The following is a 16,271-nucleotide window of genomic DNA, read 5'->3' as shown; positions in this document are numbered from 1 at the left end:
ATGTATAGTAAAGAAATTAAGCAATATCTGCAAAATGAACTGAATGAGATTAAAGAAAATGGTCTCTACAAAAAAGAAAGAATAATTACCACCCCTCAAGATGCTGTGATCAAAATTGACACAGGTGAAGAAGTGATTAATTTTTGTGCTAATAACTATTTAGGACTCTCTTCTCACCCAGAGGTAGTGCAAGCCGCAAAAGACACTTTAGACTCTCACGGATTCGGTATGAGTAGTGTTCGTTTTATATGTGGTACTCAAGATATTCATAAAAAATTAGAACAAAACATAGCAGATTTCTATCAAACTGAAGATACTATATTATATGCTGCTGCTTTTGATGCTAACGGAGGTGTCTTTGAGCCTATCTTAACCAAAGAAGATGCTATCATATCAGATTCTTTAAATCACGCTTCTATTATTGACGGAGTTAGACTTTGTAAAGCGGCTCGATATCGTTATGAAAATAGCAATATGGAAGATTTGGAACAACAGTTAATCGCTGCGAATGAAAAAGGAGCTCGTTTTAAAATCATAGTGACCGATGGGGTTTTCTCTATGGACGGTTTAGTTGCTCCATTAGATAAAATTTGTGACTTAGCCGATAAGTATGATGCATTAGTAATGATCGATGAATGTCATGCTACTGGTTTTATAGGTAAAACGGGAAGAGGTACATTAGAAGAAAAAAATGTAATGGGCCGTATCGATATTATCACAGGAACCTTGGGAAAAGCTCTAGGGGGTGCCATGGGAGGTTACACTACTGGTAAAAAAGAAATTATTGAAATACTCAGACAAAGATCAAGACCGTATTTATTTTCAAATTCACTAGCTCCAGCTATCGTAGGTGCATCAAATAAAGTATTTGAAATGCTTACTAATAACACCGAGCTGAGAGATAAATTAGAAGAGAATACCAAGTTTTTCAAGAAAGAAATGAAAGAAGCCGGCTTCGATATTATCGATGGAGATTCTGCAATTGTTCCTGTAATGTTGTATAACGCTAAGCTTTCTCAACAAATGGCCGATATGCTTTTAGAAGAGGGTATTTATGTGATCGGATTCTTTTATCCTGTTGTACCAAAAGATAAAGCAAGAATAAGAGTTCAACTTTCGGCAGCTCACAGTAGAGAAAATTTAATTAAAGCTGTTGAAGCATTTAAAAAAGTAGGTAAAAAATTAAACGTGATATAAGCGAAACTGTGATGCTATATGAAAAGTGTTAAGAAAATTTTATTATTATTTTTTTTTTTAATACTTAACAAGCGTTTACTTTTGTTCTTAATTAACACTTAAAATTATAATTATAATATGAAACATCTTAGCAGAATTTTATTAGTTTCATTGTTCCTCTTCGGGCTTTCAAATGTGCAAGCACAAGACGAGAACAATCCTTGGGCAGTTGGTATTGGTATCAACGCCGTAGATTTTTATCCTGTGGGGGAGGATGCACCTCAAGGAGGAATGTTTAGCGAATATTTTAATGTAGGAGACCATTACAATATTTTACCTTCAGTTTCAAGATTGACAGTTGGTAGATATGTTGGATCAGGTTTTTCTGTTCAATTAGCTGGTTCTGTAAACAAGATCGATAAATTTGGAGACGCTAATTTTGACGATGTATCTTATTATGCTGCTGATGGTGCGATTAGATATAGCTTCAAAAACCTTATTAACGAAGAAGGTTGGTTTGATCCTTACTTAGGAATAGGTGGAGGTTACACTTGGATAGATGAAGATGGGCAAGGTTCTGCTAACGGAACTTTAGGTTTTGATTTCTGGTTAACTGATAATATTGCTTTTAACATTCAATCTACTTATAAAAAAGCATTTGATGATGAAACAGGTTTAGATCACTTTCAACATTCAGCTGGTTTCAAATTAGCTTTTGGAGGTAAAGATACTGATGGTGATGGAGTCTTTGATAAGAATGATAAGTGTCCAGAAACTCCAGGTTTACCTGAGTTTGATGGATGTCCAGACTCTGATGGTGACGGAATTCAAGATAGCGAAGATGATTGTCCTAATACTCCAGGTATGGCAGAATTCAACGGATGTCCTGATACTGATGGTGATGGAATTGCAGATCCTCAAGATGAATGTCCTACAGTTGCTGGATTAAAATCTTTAAATGGTTGTCCTGATGCTGATGGTGACGGAATCAAAGATAGTGACGATAATTGTCCAAATGAAGCTGGTCCTGCTGCTAATGACGGTTGTCCTTATCAAGATCGTGATAATGATGGTGTATTAGACAAAGATGATCAATGTCCAGATGTTGCGGGTACTAAGGCTAACAATGGTTGTCCTGAAGTTACTGTAGAAGTAATTAATGAATTAAATGAGTACTCTAAAACTATCTTATTTGATTTAGGAAAAGCTAGTATCAGAAAAGAATCTTATGAGGCTTTAAAATCTATTGCTGAAATTATGGAAGAATACCCAAGTACAGTATTCCATATTGAAGGCCATACAGATAGTCAAGGTAGTGATGCTTTCAACTTAAAACTTTCTGACGAAAGAGCAGGTTCTGTGAGAACTTACTTAACTGAACAAGCTAATATTTCATCTGATAGAATTACTTCTGAAGGTTACGGTGAGGCTAGACCTATAGCAACTAACAAGACTGCAGCTGGTAGACAGCAGAACAGACGTGTAGAAGTTTCTTTAGAAAAGAATAGAGATCAAGAGTAGTCCTAAACTCTTTTAAATAAAAAAATCCGCTTCAAATGAAGCGGATTTTTTTATATCTATAGACGATATGTTCTTAACGGGTTAAATTAATCAATTTAGTTTTGATGGACTGACTAGAAATACCAGCTAAATCTTTCAATTCTTCTGTAGTACCTTGATGAATAAATTCATCTGGAATACCCAAATTTTCAACTTTACCTGCAAAGTTTTCTTCCAGTGCTATTCGGGAAATCTCTTCCCCTATTCCTCCTTTTGTACTTCCGTCCTCAACTGTTAAGATGTGCTGATGTTGTCTTAATGTTTTTTTTATCAAATCTAGATCTAGCGGCTTTATAAATCTTAGATCTATTAGCGTAAAGTTTGAAGGGTCTTGAGTTTTCTGTATGGCTTTTTTAGCATCTGCAACACAAGAACCAACAGCAATTACTGCAATTTTATTTCCGTTAAGGAGAGTTTTAGATTTCCCTAACTCCAATTTTCTAAATTCTTTTCTCCAATCTTTATCTTGACTTCTCCCTCTTGGGTAACGTATCGCAATAGGATTTTCAATACCTAAGGAAACAGTATAAAGAAGATTTCTCAAATCTGAGGCATTAGACGGACTGACAATAGTTATATTAGGAATACAACGCAGATAAGCAATATCAAATACTCCGTGATGCGTCGCTCCGTCTTCCCCTACTAGTCCTGCCCTATCTATACAGAAAATGACTGGTAAATTTTGTAATGCTACATCGTGAATCACTTGATCATATGCTCTTTGTAAAAAAGTAGAATAAATAGCACAATAAACGATCATTCCTTGTGTTGCCATTCCCGCCGAAAGTGTAACCGCATGTTGTTCTGCGATCCCTACGTCTAATGCTCTTTTAGGAAATTTTTGCATCATATATTTTAATGAACTTCCTGTAGGCATGGCAGGAGTAATACCTATGATCTTTTCATTTTTTTCGGCTAATTCTAACAATGTAAGACCGAATACATCTTGGTATTTTGGCGGAAGGTTTTTATCTAAAGTGTCGATCAACTCTCCCGTTCTTTTATCAAATTTCCCAGGAGCGTGATATTTTACTTGGTCTTCTTCTGCCTTTTGTAAACCTTTTCCTTTCTTAGTAATAACATGTAAAAATTTAGGCCCTTCTACTTTTTCCATTTCCGCGAAAGCGCCAAGCAATTCTTCAAAATTATGCCCATCAATAGGACCAGAATAATGAAAATTTAAAGCTTCAATCATATTTGCTTGCAACGGACGTTTGTCTACAGTTGCTTTCAATAAATATTCTTTTAAAGCTCCAACACTAGGATCTATTCCTATAGCATTATCATTTAAAATCACCCAAAGGTTGGCACTTGTAACTCCTGCGTGGTTAAGACCTTCAAATGCCATTCCACTAGCAATAGAAGCATCCCCTATAACTGCAATATGTTTTTTTTTGTGCTCGCCCTTTAATTGAGAAGCCAACGCCATTCCTAAAGCCGCAGAGATAGATGTAGAACTATGCCCAACTCCAAATGTATCATATTCACTTTCCGATCGCTTTGGAAACCCGCTAAGGCCGTTTAATCTCCTATTGGTTTCAAAATTATCTCTTCTTCCTGTTAGAATTTTATGTCCGTAGGCTTGGTGGCCCACATCCCAAATTAGTTGATCATATGGAGTATTAAAGTAATAATGTAAGGCAATTGTGAGTTCTGTTACACCCAAACTTGCGCCAAGATGCCCTTCTTTGGTCGAAACTATATCTATAATAAATTCTCTCAGCTCTCTGGCTAAAATATCCAACTGCTCTTTACTAAGCTCTCTTAAATCTTTGGGAGAATTGATCTGTTTTAAAAAGGCACTTTCCATATCTTGCAAAGGTAAAACTTGTCACGAAATAATTACTTATGCTTACTCCTTTTGATGATACCTATTTTATGAAAAAAGCTTTACAAGAAGCCGAAACTGCTTTTAACAGAGGAGAAATACCTGTAGGATGTATTATCGTTAGCCAGAATACTATAATTGCCAAAGGACATAACTTAACAGAAATGCTTCAGGATGTAACAGCACACGCTGAGATGCAAACCATTACTGCTGCTGCAAACTACCTTGGCGGAAAATACTTAAAAGACTGTACGATGTATGTGACTTTAGAGCCTTGCCAAATGTGCGCAGGCGCTTTATATTGGAGTCAAATATCTAAAGTAGTAGTTGCCGCAGAAGATACTGAGCGTGGTTATCGCGCTCAAGGCGGAAAAATTCACCCTAAAACACAAATTTCGTTTGGATTATTAGCTGAAGAATCTTCTAGATTACTACAAAGCTTTTTTAAAAGCAAGAGGAGATAAGTACTTCATTTTAATAATAAAAATAAAAAAGCCTTACATTTCTGTAAGGCTTTTCTTTTTGCTCCTCTTCTTGGGCTCGAACCAAGGACCCTCTGATTAACAGTCACACTTACTGTCATTATAAAATCGTAAATGTTTATATTTCAAATAATTGATAATTTCATCTTAAATAAGAGAACCATCATTTTATTAACGTTGTTAACTATTTTATTAATGCTTACTCAAAGCATCAACATCTATATTTTCTAGCATTGGATTGAATTGGTGAGTAAGAAAAATCTTATCACTTGTTCCAAAAATCCAGTTTGCATTGACTTTATAAGCTTTGATGATTTTATCAATATGCTTTGTGGTAAAATAAACTTCACCTTTTTTAATGCGATTCAAGTTTTGTTTTTTGATTTCAATTGATTCACAAAACTCAGTATCAAAACGGATAAGTTTAAGTGTTTTTAACACCTCAATCAAAGTCAATATTCTTTCATCAATAGTTTTCATACTATTTCCCAAAAAGTTTTTTTAATTGCTTTTTAGTAAAATAAGGACTAACTCCAACTACACCTCTATCATGATGATAAAACCTTACACTTCCAACACCCATCATTCTGGTAAAATCAATTTTAAAATTAATACCATCTAATGTAATATCCTGTTCATCCTTTCTTTTCTCTTTCATGCCATCCATCATAAAATTGTAAAAGTCATCTGCGGATTTAAAAGAAAATGATTTGATCTCCATAATTTTGGTATACGAAGCATCTTTATACATCAATGTATAGATATCTCCATCCTTAACAAGTTCACCCATCATACTTCCCATCGGTGCTACTTCACCAATTACTTCTTTTGTATCTTCTATGACCTCTAATTGTGCAAAAAGGGGCATGGATAGGAGCATCAATAAAACAACTGTATATTTTCTCATAATTGATAATTTAAAATTCAGATAAGACTTTAATCACATTACAGATATATGAGCACTCAGCAACATTAATTGTAAAGTCTGGATATTCTTTTTTATTTTTATTAAGAGAACATAATAGAAGTTCACCAGTTTCAGTATTATGTGATTTTACTTTTTTAAAAATGATACCTCTAGTATTATGAAAAAAACAAAAAACTTTTACTGAATTGATATGAAGTTTATCTCTCCAATGTATTCTAGGAATTGAACGACAATAAGCCCAATCTCCTTCTGCTAAGCTGTATTTTGATCCATCATAATCATTTGTACTATCATCCATACTAACACCCTCAACTTCAATTTTAAACCATTTCGAACCATTTGATGAGGGCTTTTTTATACTTAGCTTTTCGATATTTAATTTATTTAATGCCAGATCATCATAATAAGCCTGTTCAAGTCCACCTTTACCTTTGATAGGTATCACATAAACATCCTTAACTGGTAATTCATTTACATCAATAATTTTTCCTTCAGATTTTGAATATCCAGGAGCCTTAAAATCATTATCTATATAACTGTTATACAATTCAAGTGTTTTTTTAAATGGTTTTTTAGTATCTCCATTTAAAAATTTATCTGCACCTACCTGAGAAATGCCTAAATCCTTTTCCAATCTATAACCGGTTATGTTATTGTCTAAGAATATTTTATGTATTTCTTCTGCTGATCTCATTATTTAAAATAGTTATAAATAACAGTAATATATTACTTTTATGTATTATTGTTTTGGTAAACATATAACTGTTATATATATTTGCTTCAACAAACAAACAAATATAACTAAGAAATAGCGAGTTAAACAAAACTATCAAGCTAAATACCGAAAAAAGGGGATAGATAAAAATCAAGTAAAATGATACAAAAAATCAAAACAGTATGGAAACACATGATTTCAGAGACAAAAAAATCAGCTCTAAAATCAATACTAGAAGAATCTTCATTTGGTGTAAATGATGAAATCTATGTGAAACAAACTTGGATTTGGGGAGGTAGAATTCCAGAAGCATATCAAAAAAAGGTTTTAGAAATCTTCCAAAACGAATTGAAACTTCAAAATGAAAAGCTTAATGAGCAAATAACTGCAAAAGCCTAAATCATGAAATACACTAACCAATTATCCCCTACCGAAAAACCAATTGCAGAAAGTATCGCTCTAGGCTATTCAATTAAAGAAATAGCTGCAAAAAGATTTAGAAGTGTTGAAACTATAAAAACACATATCAAAAATATTTGTTCAAAATGGAATGCTCGAGGTGTAGTAGATATCACAAGGATTTACACTATTGAAAATTCAGACAAATTCAAACTTATGGTTCTCATTTTATTTATGGCTATTCAAGGCTATTCAATAGCTGGTAATTTAAAAACTGAAAGAAGAAGCACTTCAGTAAGAGTTACTAGAACGATAAGAACATCATCAAGAACTAGAAAAGATTAATCAGATGGAAGGAGATATTCTTAACAAATTACAAGTATTAGAGGCTCACGCAAGCCTAATATTAAAATCAGTGACAGGGCTGAGAAAGGAGCTGGAAGATAGTGGTGCATCTGAAAGCTCCTCCCGAAAGGGAAAAATATCTCCACAAGAAAAAGCTAAAATTTTAGGTAAAAGACATAAAAACAGAATGAAAAAAGCCACCCGGTAAGATGGCTTTTGAAATGATACTCGAATCACCAAATATCAAATCTATAAATCATGACAAATGTACTTAAAAAAATTACGATTGGGAATCCACTTTTCAATCTAGAAATGACAAAAGAGCTTAAAGCTTATAATGAAGCTAAATCAGATGAAGAAATTGCAAACATCTACCATAATCTTCTAAATCAATCAGAAAATAAAAAGAATGAGGTCTTGAGAAACTTCACGTTTGCAATGATTGCATTTTCTACTGGAAGAAATCTAACTCCTCAATTGTGGTATTATGAAAATTGAAATTGAATTCAAACAAAGTAGGTGGCTTGTAAATGGTAAAAGATTACAGGATATGAACCACGATGAAAAAACTTTTATGGACGATTTCTTCCGAGAAATGAAACTAGCTCATAATGATGATGAATAAATTAAACAAAGCTGATAAGATAATGATAGCATTCATCATTGCTCTTCTGCTTTATACAATTGGAATGCTCTCACTATTAAATTAATTACTCAAATCTATAAATCATGAAATCAATCACAATTAAGTCATTAAAGCTTACAAATTTCAAAGGAATTAAAAACCTTGAAATAAAAGAATTCGGAAAAGAAACTAAAATTTTTGGAGATAATGGTACAGGAAAAACTACTGTATTTGATGCCTTTACTTGGTTATTATTTGGCAAAGACTCAACAGACAGGACCACATTTGAAATCAAAACTTTAGACAAGAATAACAATGTAATACCAAAAATAGATCACGAAGTTGAAGCAGAAATTGAAGTTGATTTTGAAACAGTAAATATCAAAAGAACATTTCGTGAAAAATGGGTAAAGAAAAAAGGGAACTTAGAATCTGAATTCGCTGGAAATGAAACAAACTATGAGTGGAACGGGGTTCCTATGACCCAACGTGATTTCAATGCTAAGATTAGCACTATAGTAGATGAGAAGGTTTTTAAACTTATCACTTCTCCTTCAGCATTTAACTCTTTAAAGTGGCAAGACCAAAGACAAGTATTAATTGATATATCTGGAGGAGTTACCGATGAAGCAATTGCAGATGGTAATGAAGATTTTTTAAAGTTACTTTCAAACCTTACCAATAAATCTATTGAAGAATACCAAAAGCAAATTAAAGCCAGCATAGCAAAGTCTAAAAAGGAGTTAAAGTTTATTCCTTCAAGGATTGATGAAGTAGAAAGAAACAAACCTGAGGCAGTTGATTTTGTTGAATTGAAACAAGAATTAACAGATAAGGGTATTCACAAAAAATCTTTAGAAAATCAAATCTCGAATAAGCTAGAAGCACAGCAAGAATATTTAAATCAACGTGGGGCAATTCAAAGAGAGATTCACAAAGTAGATAGTGAGATCAATGATATTAAACATCAACTTAGACAAGAGGCTAAAGAAAAGTTTGCAAATTCTAATTCGGAAATCACTTCAGTTCAATCAAAGATCAATGAAATTACTTCTGAAGTTCAATCATCATCTAATGGATTAGAAACGCTTAAAAGTAAGTTGAATTCTAAGAATAATGAACTTCAAGCTGCTCAAAATAAAAGAGAAGAACTTATACGAAAATGGAACGAAGTCAACGCTAAGGAGTTTACAATGGATGAAGGAGACTGCAAATGTCCTACTTGTAACCGTGAATTTGATCCTGAAACTATTGATGAGAAAAAAGCTGAAGCAAAAGAGCGTTTTGATGCCAATAAGCAACAAACACTAAACTCAATAAATATTCAAGGTGGGGGAGTAAAATTAACTAAAGAAAATCTTGAAAAGGAAATTTCAGATCTTGAAGTTAGAATTGATAATGGTAGTAACCATATTATTGATTTAGAACTGAAAAGGGAGAACCTCCTTAATAAATCGGATGAGCTTAAATCGAACCAGCCAAATATCACTGAAGAAAGCATCTATACTGATTTACTGAACACCAATAATGAAATTGATGATAAGGTTAAAGATTTAGCGATTTTAAAGCAAAAGCTTGAAGAGGTTAAGCCAGTTGATATTTCAACTTTAAAATTTCAAAAAGATAACGTTCAAAAAGAAATTGATGAACTTAAAAACCAATTATCAATTGAGGATCAAATCGTAAAATCAAATGCCAGAATTAACGTGTTGGAGAAAGAAGAGAGTGAGCTTTCTCAAACTATTGCCGATTACGAGCGTGAGCAGTTTGTAATTGAAAACTTCATCAAAGCTAAAATTGACACTTTGGAAAGTATGATTAATGAGCGCTTTGAATTAGTAAACTTCAAATTATTTGAAACTCAAGTTAACGGAGCTCAAGTTGAAACGTGTCAAGCCTTAATTAATGGAGTTCCTTTTAGTGATGCGAATACAGCAAGTAAAATCAACGCGGGTATAGATATCATAAATACACTTTCTAAACACTACCAAGTAAGCGCCCCAATCTTTGTTGATAACCGTGAAAGCGTTGTTAATCTTATACCTAGTCAATCTCAAATAATAAACCTAATAGTTTCTGAAGCTGATAAAAAATTGAGAGTAAAAACAAATATTACACAAGAAGCCTATGCCTAATCAGAAATATATATACATCGAACTAAGTGAAGGTGAGAAAGTTATCAGAAGGCAAATATCCTCACTTGCATCAGAAGCAAAAGACCGAAGAATGATGATGCAATTTAAAAAAGAAGGTCAAACAATAGGACTGGTAGTATCATCAGTCAAAGAGAAAATTATCAATTAATCATCTATAAATCAAAATTATGAGTACACAATCAAAAGAATTACAAGTTACAAAAGAATCAATGGTTGATAATGTAACCAATCGAATCGCAGAATTGCAAGAAGGTGGTTTTAAATTACCACCAAATTATTCACCACAGAATGCATTACAATCAGCTTGGTTAATGCTTCAAGACGTTCAAACTCGAGACAAAAAACCAGTATTGCAAGAATGCAGCAAGAACACCATTGCAATGTCTCTTTTTAAGATGGTACAATTAGGATTAAATCCAGCAAAGAACCAGTGTTATTTTGTACCCTACGGAAAAGACTTGGTTTGTATGACTTCTTATTTCGGTCAAGTTCTTATTGCCAAGCGTGCTGGATTACAAGATGTAAAAGCGAACTTAATTTTAAAGGGGGATAAGTTTAATTATCAAATTGAAGCTGATGGTAGAAAAGTGGTTACAAATCACGATCAGCCTTTTGAAAATTTAGGGAACGATATTATTGGCGCTTACTGTGTAGTAACTCTTCCCGACGGTGTTCAGGATACCGATATAATGACCATCGCTGAAATAAAACAATCTTGGCAGCAGGGAGCACCAAAAGGAAACTCTCCAGCTCATAGAAACTTTGAGGGAGAAATGGCAAAGCGGACCGTTACCAATAGAGCTATCAAAATGTATGTAAATAGTTCTGATGATGGTTCAATACTGGATGATGATACTCCAGCAATGTCACCAACTGAAGCTTACGTGAATCAAGAAATCAAATCTAATGCTCATAAAAAATCAATTGGTTTTGATGAAGATGTAGTTGATGCGGAAGAAGTTGTAGAGGATAAAGCTGAATCAAAACAGGAAACAACTCAACAAGAATCAATGCCAAACTTTTAAGAATGCAACTAAAAGTAATAGGCACAGGATCAAAGGGAAATGCTTACCTCCTCGAGAATGAGGAGGAGGCTCTTTTAATTGAGTGCGGTGTAAACATAAGAGCTATTAAACAAGCGATCAATTTTAACTTTAAAAAAGTCAATGCTTGTATAGTTACTCACGAACACGGGGATCACGCCAAATCTATAAAAGAATTAATGGCTGCAGGAGTAAAGGTTTATACTGGAAGGAAAACTTTTGAAACCTTAAAAATAGAGACTAATCATCATCGAGCAAATTCAATTTTTCAAAATGATGATTTCAAAGTAGGAGGTTTTAAAGTAAAAAGTTTTGATGTAAAGCACGATGCTGCGGAACCAGTTGGATTCTTAATCAATCACCAAGAGAGTGGGAATGTATTATTCTTAACCGATACGATGTATTGCAGTTACACCTTTAGAAACCTTAATAACATCATTATCGAAGCAAATTATTCGCGTGAAATACTTCGCGATAAACTGGCAGCAATGGAGTTTTTGAAAAATAGAATACTTCAATCTCACATGAGCTTGGAAACATGCATTGACTTTTTAAAAGCTAACGATTTAACAGCAGTCAATAATGTTGTTTTAATTCATTTATCAGACAGTAACAGCAATGAAAAGCAATTTAAAAATGAAGTGTTTAAAGCTACTGGAAAGAATGTGACTGTAGCTGATAACGGTTTAGAAATAGAATTTAATAAAACACCTTTTTAATGAATTTCAATCAGGAAGAAATATCAAAACTCAAAGCGATGCTTTTGTTCCTGGTAAACAAAAAGCAAAAAGAAAGTGATGGCCATTGCGGTTTTCATTTAAATGAACTTGAGCCAATCCTTCAGGATATGGAGAAAGATGGAAGTGTAGAAACCCATCCCACAATCAACTCAAGAATGTATTTCACGAACAAACAATTTGTTCACAATCCAGAAATATCAAACAAATAAATTTAACATCTAATTTAAATCCAATACAATGAGAAAAGTAGAAAATTACAGACCAGCAGTACTTGATTTCACAACAGAATCTAATGAGGTTCCTAAGTATTTAGGAGAAGAAAAATTTGAAACTCCCGAGGAAGCTCACAAATTTATGAATGAACACTTTGTTGCATCATCTACGAAATTTACGGCAACTCGATTTATGGATGACTATGAAATCGGAGAGTTACGACACGAGTATCAAGAGGAGCTTGAGGAGATTTTGCCAGAACTTAAAGAGCTTGAAACTAAAGCAAAAGCTGAGTTTGAGAAAGCAAAGGAAGAATATTCTAAAGCTAAAGAACAGGTGAGCGCATCTCTACAAAAAATACAATCATTATCTGATGAAGTAAGAGAAGGAACCACTGAAGTTAACTTAGATCAAGCATTTACTTATGAACTGGTATATAAAGGAAAGAGGTTCTATTTCACTATTGTCGATAAGAGAATTCAACTATGTGGTGTTAGAGAAATTCCTCTTTACGAACAAGATGACTTAATCAGTTCTTCTGAAAGAAATGCACAAAGTTTTGAATCTATGCAAGAGGTTGTAAATGGGTAGAAGATTAAAACATAAACGTGGTCGCCCATCCAATTACAGAAAGTCTATTCAACAAAATGAAAACTGGCCAATTGTAAAAAGGAAAGTAAGAATTCGTGATGGTTTTAAATGTGTGCTATGCAGCAGCAAAATAAGATTAGAAACACATCACCTTACCTATACAAAAAACGGCCAATCTATAGTGGGGAAAGAGCTTGAAAACTTGGATGTGGTGGTTACTGTTTGTGAAGATTGTCATCAAGAAATACATAACAATGACAAACACAATATGAACCCTAAAAACTATAATTAAAACTAAACTAATGGCTAGACCTCAAACAAATAAAGTTGATTATTTCCCTCATCCAGTTAGGCACGGGAAAAAAATGAGCTACCTCGAGAAGAAATATAAGAATGATGGATATGCAACTTGGTTAAAAATTTTAGAGGAGTTAGGGAATACGGATTTTCATTATTTAGACTTATCTGATGATGTTCAATTAATGTTTTTATCTGATCGTTGTTTAGTATCAGAAGAGGTGCTAATCAATATCATTAATGATTTAATTCGACTCAAAGAATTTGATAAAAATCTATGGGAAAAACATCGGATTTTGTTCAATGAAAAGTTTGTAGAAAGTATAAAAGATGCCTATAAAAAGAGATCAAACAATTGTATTGATAAAAATTCTTTACTGCTTCTTTTAGATAGTTTAGGGATACTTAAACTAAGTAAAAGTAACCGTAAACCTAATTTAAGTAAGAACAATACACCCGTAAACCCACAAAGTAAAGTAGAGTATAGTAAAGTAAAGGAAAGTAGAGAGACGCGCGCGCTAGATTTTCTTAAAAATAAATACCCTTCAAGGTATGAAACTGATTTCTTGATCAAGTATGCAAAAAACATTCAAAACAAAACTAAGTTCAGAGATGATTTTAATGATACCGTTGATCAGGAAGAATTAGAATACACCGATAAGATTCTATTTGCCAGACTTGGAAAATATGCTCGCAATTGGATAGAAAATCAAAACAAATACAAAACCCAAAGTACAAGTAGCAACGATGTAGATAGATTCTACAAAAATATACCCTCAGGATAATGGAAAAAGGAAAATTGCCACCACAAGCCCCAGAACTTGAAGAAGTAGTCTTAGGAGCCTTGCTAATAGATCAGAAAGCTATTGAAGAAGTTGCTTCAGTGATGAAATCAAAGATGTTTTATAAATCAAAACATCAAGATATTTATACAGCAATCGAAAATCTCTTCCTAAAAAATGAAGCAATTGATTTACTCACAGTTTCAAATGAGTTAAAATCTACGGGGAAACTTGAAAAAGTTGGTGGCGATTACAGTTTAATTCAGCTAACTCAACAAGTTTCTTCTTCGGCTCATATCGATTTTCACGCTAGAATTATAATGCAAAAATATATTCAGCGGCAATTGATTTCTAATTCAAATGCAATAACAAAAGAAGCCTATGAAGAGGGAACTGATATTTTTGAATTAGTTGATAAAGCTTATTCTCACCTCAATTCTGTAACTAATTTACTCATAAAAAATAAAGAGATTGATCTTCGATCTTTGACTGAGGAAATTTTAAATCACGCTGGAAAACTATACCGAGGCGAAGTCAAATCTGGAATCGACACTCCAATTTCAAACTTAACTTCAAAGATGGGAGGATGGAGAGATAATGAACTTATCATTTTAGCGGCTCGTCCTGGTATGGGGAAAACTGCATTTGCATTAAAAGCTGGATGGGTGGCAGCTCTTCAAAATATTCCCGTTGGTTTTTTTAGTCTCGAAATGGGAGCTAATCAGCTCTTGAGTAGACTGTGGTCAATGGATCTTAGAATCGATAATGAAAAGTTTACCAAAACGGGATTAAGTCCTGATGAAGAAAAAATTGTTGTGAACAGATTAACCCAATATAATCAGATTCCATTTTACATCGATGACACCCCATCATTAACAATTCAAGTGCTTTCAACAAAGGCAAAAAAATGGAAAAAAGAAAAAGGTATAAAGATGATAATTGTTGACTATTTACAACTTATGACGGGAAGTAAGAACAACAGAGAGCAGGATATTTCGTCTATTTCGCGAGGTTTAAAATTATTGGCAAAGGAACTTAGTATTCCTGTGATTGCACTCTCTCAACTATCTAGAGCAGTGGAACAACGCGGAGGCAATAAAAGACCAATGCTCTCAGATCTTAGAGAATCAGGTGCTATTGAACAAGATGCGGACGTGGTACAATTTATATACAGACCAGAGTATTACGGTATCGATGAGTGGGATGATGATGAAAGAGGTCCTACTGCTGGACAAGCTGAATACATAGTTGCCAAAAATCGAAATGGAGGTTTAGTTCGAGATAGAATGAAGTTTGAAGGGAGGTACACAAATTTCACTAACATCGATGATTTTGATGATTCGGAGCTGGATGTTGTTCAGGAAGTAAAGCCAGAACCTAATTTCGATTTAAAGAATGCGTTTGATTCGGATATCAAACTACCTGCCGATAATGATTTTCAATTCTAAAAATACAACATAATTGCAATTATCGTTTGATATACTGACAAAGTTTTTTTATTTTTAAATTAAATATAAAATAAAATTGCATATTATTTAAGTTTTACTTAAATTTGTAACCTAGGAAGATTATTATGAGCGAAATATTTAGAAAATACAGTTGGGGATCAGATTCAAAAACCATTGACATTGATGGTAACATGAATTCAAAGGGCATTTTTCATTGTGGTAATGAAGATGATTCTTTGAATTCAACAGATTCTAAACTTCACTCTTACTATGCTAGAATAAACCCTAGAGGTGAAAAAAGTTATTTTGATAATGTAGGTAAAATTTCTGATTTACAGAACTCTATCAATTCAGAAAGGAATTTACAGAAAGAGCTTGAGAAAAATATTTTCAAATTATCTTCAATATATTCCTCTGATGATTCTGAACATTTATCTGAAAAATTAGGTTTCGTTACTCATTGTATATTAAAAGCCTCTGAATCTTTAGAGTTTGAGCCTAAATCTCTTAATTATGGAACAGAGTTTTCTCAAATAGATTTCTCTAAATATGAGCATCTTTATAATTCTTACGAACCACATAACAAAAACCAGTCAATACTTAAATTTGATTTATCGGATAAAATTGACCCATTAACTTTATCGGATAAAATTGACCAATTAACCAAAGCTGTTGCTCAAAGTCTAGGCTTAAATATTTCTTTGGAGCTTTCAAATAATCCAGTAAAACTTAGAAATTGGTTAGAGTCTTGTAAGAAAGCGCTAGAACTCTCAAAAAATAGAGAAAGGAACTACAAAAAACAAATTTCAAAGATTTCTAAAACAATTTTTCAATGGAGTCTAAATCTTAGAGATAGTTTTACGAAAGTTTATAGATTCTACTTTAATAATTTAGATGACGAAGAAAGTCTTACTTATACATTTTCAGTATAGGTAAGGTCAAA

Annotated in this window: 20 protein-coding genes; 16 read left to right on the top strand and 4 right to left on the bottom strand. The window is 33.1% G+C overall.

The annotated features are described in order from the left end of the window. Both kbl and FT986_RS02725 read left to right on the top strand, forming a co-directional pair. Entirely contained in the window at positions 1 to 1,197 is a 1,197-nt protein-coding gene (gene kbl / locus FT986_RS02730) for a glycine C-acetyltransferase (protein ID WP_147863722.1), read from the top strand. A gap of 117 nt (positions 1,198 to 1,314) precedes the next feature. After that, positions 1,315 to 2,697, top strand: a complete 1,383-nt coding sequence (locus tag FT986_RS02725) for an OmpA family protein (protein ID WP_147863721.1) — start codon at positions 1,315 to 1,317, stop codon at positions 2,695 to 2,697. Positions 2,698 to 2,770: 73 nt separating this feature from the next. Here FT986_RS02725 and FT986_RS02720 read toward each other — a convergent pair whose 3' ends face one another. After that, a complete protein-coding gene (locus tag FT986_RS02720; protein WP_147863720.1) occupies positions 2,771 to 4,546 on the bottom strand; it encodes a 1-deoxy-D-xylulose-5-phosphate synthase in 1,776 nt (591 codons plus the stop codon). 38 nt (positions 4,547 to 4,584) lie between these two features. On the opposite strand from FT986_RS02720, the gene FT986_RS02715 reads away from it, so the two are divergent. Next, a complete protein-coding gene (locus tag FT986_RS02715) occupies positions 4,585 to 5,028 on the top strand; it encodes a nucleoside deaminase (protein WP_147863719.1) in 444 nt (147 codons plus the stop codon). Between the two features lie 210 nt (positions 5,029 to 5,238). On the opposite strand, the gene FT986_RS02710 is transcribed toward FT986_RS02715, so the two are convergent. Genes FT986_RS02710 through FT986_RS02700 form a run of 3 tightly spaced genes read right to left on the bottom strand, consistent with a single transcriptional unit; the run spans position 5,239 to position 6,668 of the window. Further along, a complete protein-coding gene (locus FT986_RS02710; RefSeq protein WP_147863718.1) occupies positions 5,239 to 5,526 on the bottom strand; it encodes a hypothetical protein in 288 nt (95 codons plus the stop codon). A gap of 1 nt (position 5,527) precedes the next feature. Next, positions 5,528 to 5,953 (bottom strand): hypothetical protein, encoded by a 426-nt coding sequence (locus tag FT986_RS02705; protein ID WP_147863717.1) that lies wholly within the window; start codon positions 5,951 to 5,953, stop codon positions 5,528 to 5,530. A gap of 10 nt (positions 5,954 to 5,963) precedes the next feature. Further along, positions 5,964 to 6,668: a hypothetical protein gene (locus FT986_RS02700; RefSeq protein WP_147863716.1), complete on the bottom strand. Its 705-nt coding sequence runs from the start codon at positions 6,666 to 6,668 to the stop codon at positions 5,964 to 5,966. A 180-nt stretch (positions 6,669 to 6,848) separates the two neighbouring features. On the opposite strand from FT986_RS02700, the gene FT986_RS02695 reads away from it, so the two are divergent. The 13 genes from FT986_RS02695 to FT986_RS02635 all read left to right on the top strand — a co-directional run bounded on the left by FT986_RS02695 (position 6,849) and on the right by FT986_RS02635 (position 16,260). After that, entirely contained in the window at positions 6,849 to 7,088 is a 240-nt protein-coding gene (locus FT986_RS02695; protein ID WP_147863715.1) for a hypothetical protein, read from the top strand. Positions 7,089 to 7,091: 3 nt separating this feature from the next. After that, positions 7,092 to 7,433, top strand: coding sequence for a response regulator transcription factor (locus tag FT986_RS02690; RefSeq protein ID WP_147863714.1), 342 nt, complete (start codon positions 7,092 to 7,094; stop codon positions 7,431 to 7,433). 4 nt (positions 7,434 to 7,437) lie between these two features. Further along, entirely contained in the window at positions 7,438 to 7,641 is a 204-nt protein-coding gene (locus FT986_RS02685; RefSeq protein ID WP_147863713.1) for a hypothetical protein, read from the top strand. A gap of 50 nt (positions 7,642 to 7,691) precedes the next feature. Further along, positions 7,692 to 7,931 carry a hypothetical protein gene (locus FT986_RS02680; RefSeq protein ID WP_147863712.1) on the top strand — a complete coding sequence of 80 codons (240 nt, stop codon included), beginning with the start codon at positions 7,692 to 7,694 and terminating at the stop codon, positions 7,929 to 7,931. Positions 7,932 to 8,162: 231 nt separating this feature from the next. After that, positions 8,163 to 10,193: an AAA family ATPase gene (locus FT986_RS02675; RefSeq protein WP_147863711.1), complete on the top strand. Its 2,031-nt coding sequence runs from the start codon at positions 8,163 to 8,165 to the stop codon at positions 10,191 to 10,193. A 188-nt stretch (positions 10,194 to 10,381) separates the two neighbouring features. Beyond that, positions 10,382 to 11,239: a recombinase RecT gene (locus FT986_RS02670; RefSeq protein ID WP_147863710.1), complete on the top strand. Its 858-nt coding sequence runs from the start codon at positions 10,382 to 10,384 to the stop codon at positions 11,237 to 11,239. A gap of 2 nt (positions 11,240 to 11,241) precedes the next feature. Then, entirely contained in the window at positions 11,242 to 11,976 is a 735-nt protein-coding gene (locus FT986_RS02665; RefSeq protein WP_147863709.1) for an MBL fold metallo-hydrolase, read from the top strand. Next, complete coding sequence (locus tag FT986_RS02660) at positions 11,976 to 12,206, top strand: hypothetical protein (RefSeq protein ID WP_147863708.1); 231 nt, start codon at positions 11,976 to 11,978, stop codon at positions 12,204 to 12,206. Before FT986_RS02665 ends, FT986_RS02660 begins: the two co-directional genes overlap by 1 nt. A 28-nt stretch (positions 12,207 to 12,234) precedes the next feature. After that, positions 12,235 to 12,801 (top strand): hypothetical protein, encoded by a 567-nt coding sequence (locus tag FT986_RS02655; protein WP_147863707.1) that lies wholly within the window; start codon positions 12,235 to 12,237, stop codon positions 12,799 to 12,801. Continuing rightward, a complete protein-coding gene (locus tag FT986_RS02650; protein WP_147863706.1) occupies positions 12,794 to 13,093 on the top strand; it encodes an HNH endonuclease in 300 nt (99 codons plus the stop codon). The genes FT986_RS02655 and FT986_RS02650 overlap by 8 nt, the downstream gene beginning before the upstream one ends. 10 nt (positions 13,094 to 13,103) lie before the next feature. Then, positions 13,104 to 13,883 (top strand): DUF4373 domain-containing protein, encoded by a 780-nt coding sequence (locus FT986_RS02645; RefSeq protein WP_147863705.1) that lies wholly within the window; start codon positions 13,104 to 13,106, stop codon positions 13,881 to 13,883. Then, positions 13,883 to 15,328, top strand: a complete 1,446-nt coding sequence (gene dnaB, locus FT986_RS02640; RefSeq protein WP_147863704.1) for a replicative DNA helicase — start codon at positions 13,883 to 13,885, stop codon at positions 15,326 to 15,328. Before FT986_RS02645 ends, dnaB begins: the two co-directional genes overlap by 1 nt. Before the next feature lie 125 nt (positions 15,329 to 15,453). Further along, on the top strand, positions 15,454 to 16,260 hold the full coding sequence (locus tag FT986_RS02635; protein WP_147863703.1) for a hypothetical protein: 807 nt from the start codon (positions 15,454 to 15,456) through the stop codon (positions 16,258 to 16,260). The last annotated feature ends 11 nt before the right edge of the window (positions 16,261 to 16,271 follow it).

The organism is Mesonia sp. K4-1 (assembly GCF_008017825.1).
Lineage (GTDB): Bacteria > Bacteroidota > Bacteroidia > Flavobacteriales > Flavobacteriaceae > Mesonia.
This window is presented reverse-complemented; position numbering and strand designations above follow the sequence as displayed.